Source organism: Chitinolyticbacter albus, from assembly GCF_024437655.1.
Classification (GTDB): Bacteria; Pseudomonadota; Gammaproteobacteria; order Burkholderiales; family Chitinibacteraceae; genus Chitinolyticbacter; species Chitinolyticbacter albus.
Window position 1 is genome coordinate 112,283 of sequence record NZ_JANBVF010000010.1, and the last position, 15,787, is coordinate 128,069.

The window sequence follows — 15,787 nt, forward strand, 5'->3', positions numbered from 1 at the left end:
AGTGACTGCTGAGAGCGGTTAACAAAGCCCAGCGAAGTGGTCCTGGCACGAAGCGCGAAGCGTCCTGAACGGCGGTAAAGCGGACTTCCTTTGGTCGCAGACAGTACGAACTGGTACGGCAAGCGGTGCTGACAAAGTCATCGGGCGATCACGTGGTGCCGCTAGCGCAGCAGGTAGGGGATGTCGACCTGCACTGCGCCGGTCGGGCAATCCTTCTCGCACGGCATGCAATACCAGCACTCGTCGAAGGCCATATAGGCCTTGCCGCGGGTCAGGTCGATGGCGAGCACATCGAGCGGGCAGACGTCGACGCACACGGTGCAGCCCTTGTCGGCGATGCACTTTTCATCGTCGATGCGCACCGGCACGCTGGTGCGCTGCTGGGCGAGGGAAAAGGTGGGGAAACTCATGCCGGTACGGCCTCCTTGTGGATGCGCAGCTTCTGGTAAGCGGCGTGTTCGTCCTGATCCATCGCGATCACATAGGGCTCCAGTGGCCGCTTGAAGCACGCCATCTCGCCGGCCGCGTTCTTGTGTAACTGCACGTGAACGCGCCAATCGGCGTCGTTGCGCTCGGGGTAGTCGACGCGGGCGTGGTAGAGCCCCCAGCGGCTTTCGGTGCGGTAGAGCGAGGCGCGCGCGGCCATCTCGGCGCAATCGCGGATCGCGTGGACCTCCATCGCCCGCATCAGCTCGTGCGGATTGCGCGCGTGCAGCAGGTCGAGGTCTTCGCGGATCGCCTCGAAGCGCTCCAGCCCCAGCTGCATCTTCTTGGTGACCTTGGGTGGCTGCAGGTAGTCGTTCACCATGCGGCGCAGCTTGTATTCCACCTGCGCCGGCGGCAGACCGGATTCGCGCAGTAGCGGTGCCCACACGCGCTGGCGCTCCGCTTCGATCTGGCTGGCGGCCACGGCGGCGTGGCTGTGCACCTGCGCGTGCCGTGCCGCCGATACACCGGCGAAGCGGCCATAGACGAAGGCGCCCAGCATGTAGTTGTGCGGCACGCACGCCATGTCGCCAGCGGAATAGAGGCCTGGCACGGTGGTGGCCGCGTGTTCATCCACCCACACGCCCGAGGCCGAATGGCCGCTGCACAGGCCGATTTCGGAGATATGCATCTCGACCATGCGCTCGCGGTAGTCGGTGCCGCGCCCGGCATGGAAGCGCCCACGACTGGGACGCTCGTTGGTGTGCAGTATGGTCTCGATGGTGCTGATCGTTTCCTCGGCCAGGTGGTCGAGCTTGAGGAACACCGGGCCGTTGCCGCCGGAGAGTTCGTTGTGGAACTCCTGCATCATCTGGCCGGACCAGTAATCGCACTCGATAAAGCGCTCGCCGCGGCTGTTGGTGGTGTAGCCGCCGAACGGGCCGGTGACATAGGCGCAGGCCGGTCCGTTGTAATCCTTGATCAGCGGATTGATCTGGAAGCACTCGATGCCCGACAGCTCCGCCCCGGCGTGATACGCCATGCTGTAGCCGTCGCCGGCGTTGGTCGGGTTCTCGTAGGTGCCGAATAGATAACCCGATGCAGGCAGGCCCAGCCGCCCGGCCGCGCCGCACGCCAGCACCACCGATTTGGCGCGCACCACGTGGAAATCACCGGTGCGGCAGTCGAAGGCGAAGGTGCCGGCGATGCGGCCGTCCTCGCCGACGATCAGCCGCGTCGCCACCAGGCGGTTGGTGATCTCGATGCGGTTCTTCTTCAACTGGCGGTACAGTACCTTCTTGATGTCGTGGCCTTCGGGCATCGGCAGCACATAGGTGCCCATGTGATGCACCTTGCGCATCGCGTAGTCGCCGGTCTCGTCCTTCTCGAACTTCACGCCCCAGCGATCGAGCTCCTCGATCATCGCGTAGCTGTTCTCTGCGTAGGCAAGGATGGTCTTCTGGTTGACGATGCCGTCGTTGGCGGCGGTGATCTCGCGTACGTACTGCTCGGGCGTGGCGAAGCCCGGCACCACGGCGTTGTTGAGGCCATCCATGCCCATGGAGATCGCGCCGCTGCGCTTCACATGCGCCTTTTCCAGCAGCAGCACCTTGAGATCGGGGCCAGCCTGCTTGGCCTTGACCGCGGCCATCGGCCCGGCCGTGCCGCCGCCGATGACGAGGACATCGACCTCGCGTTCGATTGTGTTCATGGTTTGCTTCCTTGAAGAAAACGGGCCTCGCCCCGTCGGCCAAGCTGACGAACTGGACGTGTGTGTGCCGGGCGCGGAACAGGCGCATGGGCAGTCCGGCCAGCAAACGAGCACGGCGAGGCTCCCTCGCGGCGGCGACGACCGGATTTGCCGGGAGCGCAGAGCGTGCGGGGGGAGTGGGGGTGGAACAAGAGGGGGGCGGGGAGTGGCACGCCACTTTCCGAATGCACCCGGCTTTGCCGGGGGCTTGCGGCCCGTGGCGGGACTGAATCGACGGGGCGTGTCATCGCGCCACCCGCAGCCTGAACTGGAAGTTGTCGGAGCGGCAGTACAGGTATTCGAAATCGATCGGCGCTCCGGTGCGGTCGTGCGTCAGGCGTTCGATGCGCAACAGCGGCTGGCCGGCAGGCAGTTCCAGCAGTCCGGCGATTTCCGGGTTGGGCAAGTGAGCATCGATGGCGAGATCGGCATGGCCCAGCGCGATGCCGTAGTCGTTTTCCAGGATCCCGAATACGTCGCGTGTCGCGAGATCCTCGCGCGCCAGGCGCTCGCCGATATGGGGCGCCACGTAGGTCACGTCGAGCGATACCGGCTCGCGATTGAGCAGGCGCACCCGCCGCAATTCGGTGACCGATGCGCCGACGGCCAAGCGCAGCCGTTCAGCAACGGTGTCGTTAGCCGCCAGCGCGCGGATGCCAAGCAGGCGGTTGTAGATCTCGTGACCATGCTGGCGCATCGCTTCGGCAAAGCCCTGCAGCCGGGCCAGCTGCTGGAAGGGCTTGGGCTTGGAAACGTATGCCCCCTTGCCGGGCACCTTGAACAGCACGCCTTCCTTTTCGAGCTCGCCCAGCGCCTGCCGCACAGTGATGCGGCTGACACTGTACTGCGCCATCAGATCGCTTTCGGACGGTAGCCGCTCGTGTGGCGCATAGGCTCCCGCATGGATGCGGGTACGCAGCTCATCGCGGATGCGCCCGTAAATGGGCTGTGAGGCTTCAAGCAGGGTGTGGGGCATGGCCTGTGCAACTCGTTATGACAGGTCATGTATTGCAAAGGCCGTGCCAGACCCTTCTGGGCTGGATGTATTAATTCAACTCGTTGTTAATGAATGGTTTTTATGGATATTTGCCAAGGTGGTCTCGTTTTTATTGATGTTGATATATCAACAGTTCAATGAGCAGTTTGCTGATTTTTGAACAGTGAGTTTGAGCAGAGGAAGTGCTGAGTCGCCGCGGCAGATGTCTGGCACAGAGCACGCCAGAGCGAGGGTGGGCCTGTGCTGTAGTTGCCGCTGCCGAAAAACCATCGCAAGGCTCTTCAAGAGGCAGCTCCGTTGAGCAAGGGGCATTTTTGCCACCATGCGTTTTCGTGCAGCACCGCCAGTGGCTGATGAGACTGCTTGCCCCTTGCCAGCTAGAAGCCCCCAACGTCGAGGCCAGGAGGTGCCGAACATCGTGCCGAGCGCGACGACGGTGGCGACAAATCCGAGTGTCGACCATGCTGTGCAGGAGTGTGTCGGCGATCTTGGCAGGTTCATTCCCGCGGCATGCCGACGATCCTCGAGACGAGGATCAGTGCAATGAGTGCGTGCAGCCTGACCGTCATCACCCGTACCAACAGCAGGACGATGGATCCCGTTGCGGTCAAAGTCAGCGTTTAATTTGACGTAGATCTAATCCGGATGCTCTTTTCAAAAAACGACTTGTGCTTAAATTTTTGTTACCGGTAACATCTCATCATTAAGTTCAGAAGCGTGCCATATCCGCAGTTGGTGATAGGCCGATCCAATGCAACCAGGAGCAACAACAGATGTCCGGGAAAAGTTACGTGGTGATGGGCGTCTCGAGCAGCGGCAAGTCGAGTATTGGCGAAGCACTGGCCAAGGCAATCGGCGCCAAGTTCATCGATGGTGACGATCTGCATCCGCGCGCCAACATCGTGAAGATGGGGGGCGGTACGCCACTGAACGATGACGACCGTGCGCCGTGGCTGGAGCGGATCAACGATGCGGTGTTTGCCGTCGATCGCAAGAACGAAACCGCGGTGATCGTCTGTTCGGCGCTGAAGCGGCGTTACCGCGATCGCATTCGCCAAGACAACGACAAAGTGACGTTCATCTTCATGGAAGGAAGTTACGAGCTGATTCTGGCGCGGATGCAGGCGCGCCAAGGCCATTATCAAAAGGCCGGCATGTTGCAAAGCCAGTTTGATGCACTGGAAGTGCCAACTGACGATGAATCCGATGTGCTGCGCGTATCGATCGACGGCGATTTCGAGTCGGTGCTGGCGCGCACGCTGGCGGTGGTTCGAGCTGCTGTTTGAAAAGCCCTGTTGCGTGAGGGGGATTGTTGATCCGGCCTTTTGATTTTCGGCTATATTCAAGAAAAAGTGGGTGACTCACATTGATCGCAGCAATGCCATCGATAGGGTCTGGATTCCAAGGTGACTAGCTATCTATTCTGTATAGATATGGGCGGAAGACGCTTAAAGCTAATAATTTGGAGAAACTTGCAATGCCGCTATTAATTGTAGGGCTTGGCATTTTTGCTTTGCTGATTTTGATTATGAGATTCAAACTGAATACGTTTGTCTCATTAATCATTGTGTCATTCGTGGTTGCTTTGGCTCTTGGGATTCCGTCAGAAAAAATCGTCAAAACGATTGAGTCAGGGCTGGGTGGAACACTGGGTCACTTGGCGTTGATTTTCGGGCTTGGTGCGATGCTGGGGAAGTTGATTGCCGATTCGGGCGGTGCGCAGCGCATTGCAATGACACTCATACATAAGTTCGGTGAGAAGAACATTCAATGGGCTGTCGTTGTTGCTTCTTTTATCATTGGCGTGGCAATGTTCTTTGAGGTCGGGCTTGTGTTGTTAATTCCGATCGTATTTGCAATATCAAGAGAGTTAAAGATTTCCATATTATATCTCGGCATTCCGATGGTTGCGGCGCTGTCTGTGACGCACGGCTTTTTACCACCGCACCCGGGGCCCACTGTCATTGCTGGTGAATATGGTGCGAACATTGGTGAAGTATTGCTATACGGTTTCATTGTTGCCATTCCAACCGTTATTTTGGCTGGGCCACTGTTTACGATCGTTGCCAAAAAACTGGTGCCTGACTCGTTCACCAAAACCGGTAACATCGCTTCGCTAGGGGAGCAAAAATCATTCAAGTTGGAAGATACGCCTGATTTTGGAATCAGCGTATTTACTGCATTGCTACCTGTTATTCTGATGTCAATTGCTACAGTGATTACGCTGCTGCAGAAAACAATGGGTGTCGAAGACAATAATTTCCTGGGTGCAGTTCGCTTTATTGGTGATGCTGGTACTGCAATGACGATTTCGTTGCTGGTTGCCATCTATACCATGGGCGTGGCGAGAAATATTCCAATCAAGAATGTAATGGAGTCTTGTGCAACAGCCATCGCGCATATCGGGATGATGCTCCTGATTATCGGTGGTGGTGGCGCCTTCAAACAAGTGCTGATTGATGGTGGTGTTGGTGGCTATGTGGCCGAATTATTCAAAGGCACCGCTATGTCACCCATCTTGCTTGCTTGGCTGATTGCTGCCATTTTACGTATTTCATTAGGGTCTGCTACGGTTGCTGCTTTAACCACTGCGGGCTTGGTCATTCCGTTGTTGGGCCAGACAGACGTAAATCTCGCACTGGTAGTGCTGGCAACTGGCGCGGGGAGCCTGATTGCTTCTCATGTTAACGATGCTGGGTTCTGGATGTTCAAGGAGTATTTTGGTTTGAGCATGAAGGAAACATTTGCAACGTGGACTTTACTTGAAACCATTATTTCCGTAGCTGGCTTGGTGTTTGTGCTGTTGCTGAGTCTGGTTTTATAAATTCTGGCTGCTCACCGTTTTGCGTGGCTAATGTAAATCCATAAAACTTGTAAAAGAACGGAACCGCGTTCGGTGAATGGGGTGGGTTGCAGCTCGGAACTGATTGCGGTTTCTTTCAAAAAAGCCTCGCATACTGTGGGGCTTTTTTGATTCCAGGATAGGGCGACGCGTGTACAGCGTCAGGCACGGTTTGCCGCGTAGACGCTGCCGCCCAGCGTCAGCGTATAACCCAGATCGACGACGCGGTCCGGGTAATCCCCGCCGGCAAGGCGACCAAGCAGGCGCTCTGCGGCGACGCGACCGATGGCTTCGCGCGGTGTTACCACGCTGGCCAGTTGCGGCGACAGTGCCTTCCCGATGTCCAGCGCGTTATAACCGGCGATAGCGACGTCGTCGGGTACGCGCAGACCGCGTTGTTGGCAGGCGAGCATCGCGCCGACGGCGACGTCGTCATTGGTGCAAAACAGGGCGTCGAGTCCGGGATGGCGCGCGAGCGCATCGTCGGCGAGCTTGCCGCCCAGCGTGAAGGTGGAAGGAGCTTCGGTCTCAACCAAGTGCGCGGTCAGCCCCGCTGTGCCCAGGGCTTGCCGATATCCGGCAATCCGCTGGTGCGTGCGGCTGTCGAGCCGGGCCGCTAGATAAACGATGCATCGTTTGCCGCTGGCGATCATCGCTTCGGTCATCTCCCTTGCCGCTGCGGTGTGATCGAGTCCGACGGCCAGATCGATCGGTTTGTCCGGTGTCTCCATCACTTCGACGACCGGTATCCCAGCGGTCTGGATCATTCGTCGCGTGCGCTCGGTATGGTGGGATTCGGACAGAATGAGGCCGTCGACGTGAAACGACAACATCATCGCCACGCGCGCTTCCTCGATCAGCATGTCGTAACCGAAATGGGCGTACAGCGTCTGATAGCCGGCGGGTTCCGTGACCGATTCGACGCCGCGAATCAGTGCGGAAAACACCTGGTTGGAAATTGACGGCAACAAGACGCCGATCGCCTGACTGCGGGCTTTGGAGAGTATGTCCGGCGCGCGGTTCGGGATATACCCCAGCTGATCCAGCGCATCCTTGATGTTGCCGTGCAACGCTTCCGAAACTTGCTTGGGATCGCGCAAATAACGGCTGATCGTCATCTTGGTGACGCCAACCAGTTCGGCGACGTCTTGCAAGGTGGGGCGTTTAGGCTGACTCATCGTCGTGTCCAGCGGAACATAATTCAATGTTACCAGTAACATTTTTGTGGTTCAATGATCTAGGACATCAACCAAGCTGTTTGGATCGCCTGCTTTGGCCGAGGACTGGAAGTCAGCTCATCCAGTCATTTGCCGCTCGCTGGTGCCTCATTTCTTGCGGGCGTCTCCAACTGGACGTGGTAGCGCTTGGACTGCGCCTAGTGCAGGTGCTTGTCGATAAAGCTACGGGTTTGCGCATCCGGTTCGCCAGTGGCGGCCAGATCCACGGCATAGCTGAGGTCGCGTGTTGCATTGAGCAGTAGAGGTGACAGTGCGCAAGCGCCGCGTGTGCCGAATTTTGAGCCCGCTTTAATCGCCTTCGCTGCTAATCCACGAATCTTAAAAGAAAATATTTTCTGGACGGCATGGCTGAAGAAGTGTATGGTGGCCACGTCTTGAGTTGTTCTCTCCCTCATCAAGACGCGTAGTTATAAGCAGTCTCTAGCCTTCAGTCTCTTTGGCTGGTCTTGGCCGCACCGCCCCCCGCGAACTCCCCATGTGCCTAACGCTTAGTGCCCGTTGCTGTTCGCCAGCATGCCGGCCGGCTGTGTCCATTCATCCGATCGCGTTTGCCTGGTGCTGTCGACAGAGCGTGGCTCAAGAAATAGCCATGAAAGAGAAGGAAGGCGCACTGGCGCTGGAAGGCTGGGTGATCGACGCGTTACCGGAGTCATGCTTTTGCGTGCAGCCCGATAACAGCATCACCGTTCTGGCCTACTGCGCAGGAAGACTGCGTGCCCATCGTATTCGGGTCTTGCCGGGTGACAGCGTCAAGGTGGAATGTCCCCCTACGCTCTCACCGAAGCCCGCTTCATTCATCAGAAACCGTACAAGTAAAGTTGTCAGTACGCCGCGACAAAGGCGGCGCTGAAAAGTTGGAAAAAATGCATATCAACACATTGAAAGCTGGAGACTCTTTCTCCCAAAAAACCGAAGGCAAAGTGGTCCGATTTGAAGTGATCGACATCAAGCCGATCGGCCGCGATTTCGAAGTGACGTTCCGTTCTGCCCTTGGCATGAGCAGTGCACGCTACCAAGGCAATGCGGTGATCGTGGACTCAGTGCGTAGCAAGCACTGATTCTTCACACGATCGACAAACCCCGTTTGGACGGCGATCGCGGTTTGACCGCGTCGCTCTGGCGAGCCTAAGCCTGCGGCAGGTGTGAATACACCATACGCAAGCGGCAGCCCCACCGTCCGGTAACGGGGTTTTTTTGCGTCTATAGCTTTCTAGGCCCATGGCGTGCCTACACCTGCCATAGAATTCTCAGATTCCTCCGAAACAGGAACGGCGTGGCAATCCGGGGCCCGGTTGATACATGCGTCTGGCTCGACCTCTCGAAGGACTTTCGCGGGCAGCCGGTCATCGGTGCGCTCGAGGTCCTTGCCGAGAACGGAGAAATTGAACTGATCTGCCACGGCAGGTGTTGGATGAATTCGAGCGGAACAAGGTGCGCATCTTTGACGAGACCAGACGCGGCTTGTAGTCCCACTTCCGGTCGGTCAGGAAGGTTGTTAACCAGTTCGAGTGACGATGAATGCCAAGCCGATCTGTTGGCGGGCTTGAGCGAGATTGACCATCAAATGGGCGTTGACGGAGACGCGGTAGGCGGCTCGATTGAGCGTATCGACAGACTTAGCAGGCATCGACAACCCATGCCCCATGGACAGACTTCGAGTGGGGAATGATCAACGGCAAGCGCTCGGCGTTGCGCTGGATACTCGGGGGCGAATGGGACATGCTGGCCACGTAACCGGCGCAGCTGGTCAGCTCAACTGGAATGCGCTCCGCCATCGTACGTCCCAAGAACGGCCATTTTTCGCCCCAAGCGAATGCTGCGCGCTACTCAAACTTGGGGGTACGCTGAGCGAAAGTAGTTCAGCGAAAGCCAGTATCAGCGAACAAGGAATGGCACACTGAAATCGCCAAAAGAATAAAGCCCTGAAAAATCAGGGCTTTATTCTTTTGTTCTGGCGGAGAGACGGGGATTCGAACCCCGGATAGGCTATTAACCTATACACGCTTTCCAGGCGTGCGACTTAAACCACTCATCCATCTCTCCGGGAAGAGGCGGAACTATACGTGAGCTCTTTGGGCTTGCCAAGCCTTTGCCGCAGCGATTTCGGCAACTTTGCTGGCTGGGTGGTGGCCCGCTTCAGAGTGTACCGGTGCTGGTATGCGCCTAGATGGAGGGCGGGATCTCCGGCTCGCCTTGTATTCTTGCACGCGCAGGCCTGCCGCCCAAACCGCAGCGAGCACGCTTACCCCGCCGTTTTGCACTTGCGTGACTGAGGCGCCAGACCCGATCTACCTTTGGCTAAGGCATATCCTATAGTGACCTTCACAAGCGCCACGGGCTCTGCTATAACGCACACAACGTGCTGCTGATCACGATTTAGCTTTGCGATGGCGCGCAGTTTTGACCGGTTTGCTGCGTGGCTATCAGGCTGGGCGCACAAGGAGAACCGCGATGACGCGGGTGCTAGTGGTGGGCAGTATCAATATGGATCTGGTCGTGGCGACGGCGACGTTTCCGCGGCTGGGTGAAACCTTGTTCGGGCAGGGCTTTGCCACGCATGCCGGCGGCAAGGGCGCGAACCAGGCCGTGGCGGCGGCGCGGCTCGGCGCAAAGGTGACGATGCTCGGCCGGGTGGGTGACGATGCGTTTGGCCGCGAGTTGATGGCGGGCCTTTCCGCCGATGGCGTCGATACGCGCTGGGTTGGCGTGACAGCGGGAGTCTCGACCGGCATCGCAGCAATCACCTTGTGCAACGCCGACAACGCCATCATCGTGGTTCCCGGTGCCAATGCTTTGCTGAGCCCGGACGACCTCGATGTCGCGGAGGCGGCATTTGCCGAGGCCGATGTGGTGCTGGCCCAGCTCGAAGTGCCGCTGGCCACCGTGGAACACGCCGCCACGCTGGCAGTGCGTCATGGCAAACCCTTCGTGCTGAACCCGGCGCCGGCCATGCGTTTGCCGGACAGCCTGCTGGCGCGCAGCACGCTGATCACCCCGAATGAATACGAACTCGCGATGGCGCTGGGTGAGCCCGATGCCCACTGGCAGGGGCTGCTTGCCGCCTTGCCGGGACGGGTGGCCATGACCAAGGGCGGCGAGGGGGCTTATTACAGCGATGGCGCGGGAGCGGTCCTGCATCAAGCCGGTTTCCCGGTACAGCCAGTCGATACCACCGGTGCAGGCGATACCTTCAATGGTGCATTGGTTGCGTTCTGGGATTTGGGCCTGGCCGAGGCGGTGCGTCGCGGCTGCGCCGCCGGCGCGCTGTCGGTGACCAAGCCAGGCGCGCAGGGCGGCATGCCGACGCTGGCGGAACTCAATGCCTTTCTCGGGAGCCGGCCATGAAAAAACTGGGCATCCTGAACCGCGACATCGCCCGCGTGCTGGCTGGCATGGGGCACACCGATAGCGTGGTGATCGCCGATTGCGGCTTGCCTATCCCTGCTGGCGTGGAATGCATCGATCTGTCGCTGGCCATCGGCGATCCTGCCTTCTTCCATGTATTGGAAACGGTGCTGGCTGATCTGCAGGTGGAGCGCGCGGTGTTTGCCAGCGAGGCGCTGACGCACAACAGCGCGGTGGCGGTGCGGGCCTCGGCGCTGGCGCGCGACGGCGTGCAGGTCGATTACGTCACGCACGAAAAATTCAAGGAGCTGAGCCGCAGCGCGCGCGCGGTGATCCGTACCGGCGAGGCCACGCCCTACGCCAACGTGATCCTGTATTCCGGCGTGATTTTTTAAGCACCTGTTCACGGTCTTAAGGAGCTGAGCATGCAAGTGGCCATGGCAGGCATCAACAAGGCGTTCGGCCCGGTGCGAGTGCTCGAGGGCGTCGATTTTTCGGTCGCGGGAGGCGAGATCCACGCGCTGATGGGCGAAAACGGTGCCGGCAAGTCCACGCTGATGAAAATCCTCTGTGGCGTGTACAGCGCGGACGCCGGCAGCATTACCGTCGATGGGCTGCCAGTGAACATCCGATCGACGCGCGATGCGGAAGAGCGCGGCATCGCCATCATCCACCAGGAACTCAACCTGATCCCGCAACTGTCGGTGATGGAAAACCTGTTCCTCGGCCGCGAGCCGCGCCGGTTCGGGGTGATCGATAGCGGTCGCATGCGCCGCGAGGCCGGCGTCTGGCTGCAGAAAGTGGGTGCGGGGCAGATCGACCCCACCCGCGAGGCCGGCACGCTGTCGATCGGTCAGCAGCAGCTGGTGGAAATCGCCAAGGCGCTGTCGTTGAACGCGCAGGTGCTGATCATGGACGAGCCCACGGCCGCGCTGACCGAGCACGAGATCGCAACGCTGTTCCAGATCATGGCGGACCTGAAGGCGCGCGGCGTGGCCATTGTTTACGTGTCGCACCGGATGGAAGAGATCTTCAAGATTTGCGACAAGATCTCGGTGCTGCGCGATGGCTCCTTCGTTGGCGAGCGCGTGATCGCCGAAACGGGCTTTGACGAGATCGTGAAGCTGATGGTTGGCCGCGAGCTGGGCGAGCGCTTCCCGGCGCGTGAAGTGACGCCAGGCGAGGTGCGGCTCAAGGTGGCCGATCTGTCGGACGAAGGCAATATCAGCGGGATAGGTTTCGAAGTGCGCGCCGGCGAAGTCATGGGTGTGGCAGGGCTGATGGGGGCAGGGCGCAGCGAAATCCTCAAGACGCTCTTTGGCGTCAACCGCGCAACCTGCGGGCAGATCGAGCTCGACGGCAAACCGGTGGTGCCGCGCGATCCGGGCGAGGCGATTGCCGCCGGCATCGGCTTTGTCACCGAGGATAGAAAGAGCCAGGGCCTGGTGCTCGGATTGTCGGTGCGCGAGAACGCCACCCTGGTTCATCTCGATGAATACGCCCGCGGCGGCGTGGTGAATGGCCGCGCCGAGAGCGCAGCGGTGCAGCAACTAATCGGCGAGCTGCGCATCCGCACCCGCGATGCCGAGCTTGATGTGAAATCCCTCTCCGGAGGCAACCAGCAGAAGGTGGTGTTCGCCAAGTGGCTGGCCAAGCCACCGCGCGTGCTGTTGCTCGACGAGCCTACCCGTGGCGTCGATGTCGGCGGCAAGGCCGAGATCTATCACATCATCAACCGGCTGGCCGCGGCTGGTACCGCCATTGTGATGGTGTCGTCCGAGTTGCCCGAGGTGCTTGCGATGAGCGACCGCATCCTGGTGATGCACCAGGGGCGCCAGGCCGCCATCTTCGACGCCAGGACCACCAACCAGGAAGAAATCATGACCGCCGCCACTGGCGGACTCTGATCACAGGGAAACGACCATGACCCCGCAACAAAAAGCCACGCTGCAAAAACTCGGGCCCTTTATCGCCCTCATGGTTGTCTGTGTCGGCCTCGCCTTCATGAGTCCGGACTTCCTTACCGTCGGCAACCTGATGAATGTGATGCGCCAGGTGTCGATCAACGCGCTGATCGCCTTCGGCATGACGCTGGTGATCCTTCTGGGCGGCATAGACCTGTCGGTGGGATCCATCCTCGCCGTCTCTTCGGTGCTGACCGCCATGTTGATGAAGGCCGGCTACGACCCGGTGCTGGCGACGCTGGTCGGCATCCTGGCTGGTGCGCTGATGGGCTCGGTGAACGGCCTGATTGTCGCCAAGGGCAAGGTCGCGCCCTTCATCGCCACGCTGGGCATGATGACGGTGCTGCGTGGCACTTCATTGGTGCTGTCCAACGGTAGCCCGATCACCGGGTTTTCCAGCGACTTTTTCTCCACGCTGGGCGGTGGTTATCTAGCCGGACTGGTACCGGTTCCGGTGGTATGGACGCTGCTGATGTTCGCGCTGTTCTGGTTTGTGCTGAAGAAAACGGTATTCGGTCGCCATGTGTACGCCACCGGTGGCAACCCGGAAGCGGCCAGGCTCTCCGGCGTGAAGACCGATCGCGTGCAGATCTGGGTGTACACGATATCCGGCGCAATGGCGGCCATGGCCGGCGTGGTGTTGACTTCGCGACTCAACTCGGCACAACCCACGGCTGGCGTGGGCTACGAGCTCGATGCGATCGCCGCGGTGGTGCTGGGCGGCACCAGCCTCGCGGGTGGCCGTGGCTGGATCTTCGGCACGCTGGTGGGAGCCTTGCTGATCGGCGTGCTCAATAACGGCCTCAACCTGATGGGCGTCTCGTCCTTCTACCAACTCATCGTCAAAGGCGCCGTCATCCTGCTGGCGGTGCTGCTGGACCGTGCCGGCAAACGGTAATCGCAACGCATCGGAATGGGACGGGGCTGGGGCAATGCGTCGGCTCCGTGGGCAAAACGATCCGCAAGGGTCAACCCCAAACGGGCCACGAGCCCGCTTCAAAACGCGACTGAGGAGTCGACCATGAAACGCACCATCACCACCCTGTTCGCTGGCCTTCTGGCCGTTGGACTGATCGCCTGCTCCAAGCAGGGGCCCGATACCGCGAGCCCCGAGGCGGCGTCCGCACCGGCGGGCGCCAAGGCCGAAGCCACGGTGGGCCTTGCGGTATCGACGCTCAACAATCCCTTCTTCGTTGCTTTGCGCGATGGCGCGCAGGCCGAAGCCACGGCCCGGGGCGTGAAGCTGATCGCCGTCGACGCGCAGGACGATCCGGCCAAGCAGATCGCCAGCGTCGAGGATCTGATCCAGAAGAAGGTGCAGGTCATCCTGATCAACCCGACCGATTCGGATGCGGTGGCCAACGTGGTGAAGCAGGCTACCGCCGCCGGCATCAAGGTGATTTCGCTCGATCGCAGCGTGAACGGCGCCGAAGTCAGCGCGCATATCGCGTCGGACAACGTGGCCGGCGGCAAGATGGCAGCCGAGTTCCTGCTGGAGAAGATCGGCGGTAAAGGCAATATTGTCGAGCTCGAAGGCATTGCTGGCTCCAGCGCCGCGCGTGAGCGCGGCCAGGGCTTCCACTCGGTGGTCGACGGCAAGGTGGACGTGAAGCTGGTTGCCAAGCAGCCGGCCGACTTCGACCGGGCCAAGGGGCTATCGGTGATGGAAAACATTCTGCAGGGCAACAAGAACGTGCAGGGCGTGTTCGCGCATAACGATGAAATGGCGCTGGGTGCGCAAAAGGCCGTCGAGGCTGCCGGCCTCAAGAACGTCGTCATCGTCGGCTTCGATGCGACGCCCGACGCCGTTGCGGCGGTGAAGGCCGGCACGCTGGCTGCCACCGTGCAGCAAAAGCCCGAGCTGATCGGCAAGATGGGCATCGAGGCGGCCAAGCTGCTGATCGACGGCAAGCCTGTCGACAAGAACATCCCGGTGCCGCTCGATCTGGTGAAGCAATAAAACCCGCAACAGGGCCGGTTCGCCGGCCCTGTGTGCAACTGGCAGCCGTAATAGCAAAGTACCGGAGTAGGTGTTTACCCTAATGGTGCCCACCTTGGTTTAAACTTCGGCCCTTGCTTGTCACGTCTGGATACCATGAGCCAGTTCGAACGCCTTACCATCGACGATATTGCCCGCCTCGCCGGTGTTTCCCGAACCACGGCGAGCATGGTGCTCAACGGCCATGCCGAGCGCTATCGCATTGCCAAGGCGACGGTGGAGCGGGTACAGGCGACTGCGGCGCAGCATCATTTCCAGCCCTCGCAATCGGCACGTGCGTTGCGCAGTCGCAAAAGTGGTACGTTGGGCCTCGTCGTGCCCGAGCTCGTCAACTATGCGCATGCCAACTTCGCGCAGGCGCTGGAAACGCAGAGCCGCGCTGCTGGCTACCAGTTGCTGATCGTCACCAGTGACGATGATCCCGAGCAGGAAACGGATGGTATCGCCCAGCTGGTGGCGCGCCAGGTGGAAGGGCTGATCGTGGTGCCCGCGAGCAACGACGCCGAGCGTTACCTGCGCTGGAAATCGCGCCTGCCGATGGTGTTCGCCGATCGCCGGGTCGACGACTGCGAGATTCCCTTTGTCGTGACCGATGCCGCCGATTCGGTGACGACGCTGGTCGGCGAAGCGCTGGCCGCTGGCAGCCGCGAGGTGGTGTACTTCGGCGGCCAGTCCGAGCTTTCACCCAGCCGCGACCGGCTGGCCGGCTATCGCGCCGCGCTGGCTGCCGCACAGGTCGCCGCACCTGATGATTTCGTACGCCAGCGCGATTACCGCCGCAGCTCCGGCCAGGCGCTGATCGGTGAGTGGCAGGCCGAACACGGCCGCTATCCGCAGGCGCTGTTCACCGGCGCCATCACGCTGCTCGAAGGCGTGCTGGCCGAGCTGATCGCTCAGGGCGCGCTCGGCCGCGCACCCCGGCTGATGACCTTTGACGATCACCCCTTGCTTGATTGCCTGCCACTGCAGATCGCGTCGGTGGCGCAGGATGCCGAGGGCCTGGCTCGCGAGAGCCTGACCCGCGTGATCGCGCTGATCGAGGGCGGGGCGGTCGATTCCACCTGGGTGCCGGCGCAGATCCGCCGACGTATCGAAGAAGTCTAACTCTTACGAGTGTAGTTTATTTTGTAAGCTTTTGATTCTCGCCTTTGTACTGATCGAAGTTAATGTCATCACGACCGAAGCCCAAGAATTTTGGTTATGCTCGCCGCATTCCATTGAGTTCG

The 15,787-nt window shown here is 60.1% G+C and carries 14 protein-coding genes and 1 tRNA gene; 9 read left to right on the forward strand and 6 right to left on the reverse strand.

Annotated features, from left to right (window positions below):
- Positions 1-161 precede the first annotated feature (161 nt).
- The 3 genes from NLI84_RS08320 to NLI84_RS08330 all read right to left on the reverse strand — a co-directional run bounded on the left by NLI84_RS08320 (position 162) and on the right by NLI84_RS08330 (position 3,152).
- Complete coding sequence (locus tag NLI84_RS08320; protein WP_148716087.1) at positions 162-410, reverse strand: 4Fe-4S dicluster domain-containing protein; 249 nt, start codon at positions 408-410, stop codon at positions 162-164.
- Positions 407-2,137, reverse strand: coding sequence for a fumarate reductase/succinate dehydrogenase flavoprotein subunit (locus tag NLI84_RS08325; protein ID WP_255989536.1), 1,731 nt, complete (start codon positions 2,135-2,137; stop codon positions 407-409). The genes NLI84_RS08320 and NLI84_RS08325 overlap by 4 nt, the downstream gene beginning before the upstream one ends.
- Before the next feature lie 283 nt (positions 2,138-2,420).
- The gene (locus NLI84_RS08330) at positions 2,421-3,152 is read right to left on the reverse strand and encodes a GntR family transcriptional regulator (RefSeq protein ID WP_255989537.1); all 732 of its coding nucleotides are present in this window, start codon (positions 3,150-3,152) and stop codon (positions 2,421-2,423) included.
- A gap of 794 nt (positions 3,153-3,946) precedes the next feature.
- On the opposite strand from NLI84_RS08330, the gene NLI84_RS08335 reads away from it, so the two are divergent.
- Together NLI84_RS08335 and NLI84_RS08340 are read left to right on the forward strand one after the other, a co-directional pair.
- Positions 3,947-4,459 (forward strand): gluconokinase, encoded by a 513-nt coding sequence (locus NLI84_RS08335; protein WP_255989538.1) that lies wholly within the window; start codon positions 3,947-3,949, stop codon positions 4,457-4,459.
- Positions 4,460-4,650: 191 nt separating this feature from the next.
- Positions 4,651-5,997, forward strand: coding sequence for a GntP family permease (locus tag NLI84_RS08340; protein WP_255989540.1), 1,347 nt, complete (start codon positions 4,651-4,653; stop codon positions 5,995-5,997).
- 179 nt (positions 5,998-6,176) lie between these two features.
- On the opposite strand, the gene NLI84_RS08345 is transcribed toward NLI84_RS08340, so the two are convergent.
- Positions 6,177-7,235, reverse strand: coding sequence for a substrate-binding domain-containing protein (locus NLI84_RS08345; protein WP_308445820.1), 1,059 nt, complete (start codon positions 7,233-7,235; stop codon positions 6,177-6,179).
- Positions 7,236-7,390: 155 nt separating this feature from the next.
- Entirely contained in the window at positions 7,391-7,624 is a 234-nt protein-coding gene (locus tag NLI84_RS08350; protein WP_255989542.1) for a hypothetical protein, read from the reverse strand.
- 342 nt (positions 7,625-7,966) lie between these two features.
- Between NLI84_RS08350 and NLI84_RS19245 the strand changes: the two genes are divergently transcribed.
- Positions 7,967-8,311 (forward strand): hypothetical protein, encoded by a 345-nt coding sequence (locus tag NLI84_RS19245; RefSeq protein ID WP_255989723.1) that lies wholly within the window; start codon positions 7,967-7,969, stop codon positions 8,309-8,311.
- An 894-nt stretch (positions 8,312-9,205) separates the two neighbouring features.
- Here the strand turns inward: NLI84_RS19245 and NLI84_RS08365 are convergent.
- A tRNA-Ser gene (locus NLI84_RS08365) sits at positions 9,206-9,296 on the reverse strand.
- 408 nt (positions 9,297-9,704) lie between these two features.
- On the opposite strand from NLI84_RS08365, the gene NLI84_RS08370 reads away from it, so the two are divergent.
- The 6 genes from NLI84_RS08370 (at position 9,705) to NLI84_RS08395 (ending at position 15,665) form a co-directional block, all read left to right on the forward strand.
- Positions 9,705-10,598: a ribokinase gene (locus NLI84_RS08370; protein WP_255989543.1), complete on the forward strand. Its 894-nt coding sequence runs from the start codon at positions 9,705-9,707 to the stop codon at positions 10,596-10,598.
- Positions 10,595-10,993, forward strand: a complete 399-nt coding sequence (gene rbsD / locus NLI84_RS08375) for a D-ribose pyranase (RefSeq protein WP_255989544.1) — start codon at positions 10,595-10,597, stop codon at positions 10,991-10,993. Before NLI84_RS08370 ends, rbsD begins: the two co-directional genes overlap by 4 nt.
- A gap of 30 nt (positions 10,994-11,023) precedes the next feature.
- On the forward strand, positions 11,024-12,505 hold the full coding sequence (locus NLI84_RS08380) for a sugar ABC transporter ATP-binding protein (RefSeq protein ID WP_255989545.1): 1,482 nt from the start codon (positions 11,024-11,026) through the stop codon (positions 12,503-12,505).
- Between the two features lie 16 nt (positions 12,506-12,521).
- Positions 12,522-13,460: an ABC transporter permease gene (locus tag NLI84_RS08385; RefSeq protein ID WP_255989546.1), complete on the forward strand. Its 939-nt coding sequence runs from the start codon at positions 12,522-12,524 to the stop codon at positions 13,458-13,460.
- Between the two features lie 123 nt (positions 13,461-13,583).
- A complete protein-coding gene (gene rbsB / locus NLI84_RS08390; protein ID WP_255989547.1) occupies positions 13,584-14,522 on the forward strand; it encodes a ribose ABC transporter substrate-binding protein RbsB in 939 nt (312 codons plus the stop codon).
- Between the two features lie 135 nt (positions 14,523-14,657).
- Positions 14,658-15,665 (forward strand): LacI family DNA-binding transcriptional regulator, encoded by a 1,008-nt coding sequence (locus tag NLI84_RS08395; RefSeq protein ID WP_255989548.1) that lies wholly within the window; start codon positions 14,658-14,660, stop codon positions 15,663-15,665.
- Positions 15,666-15,787 lie beyond the last annotated feature (122 nt).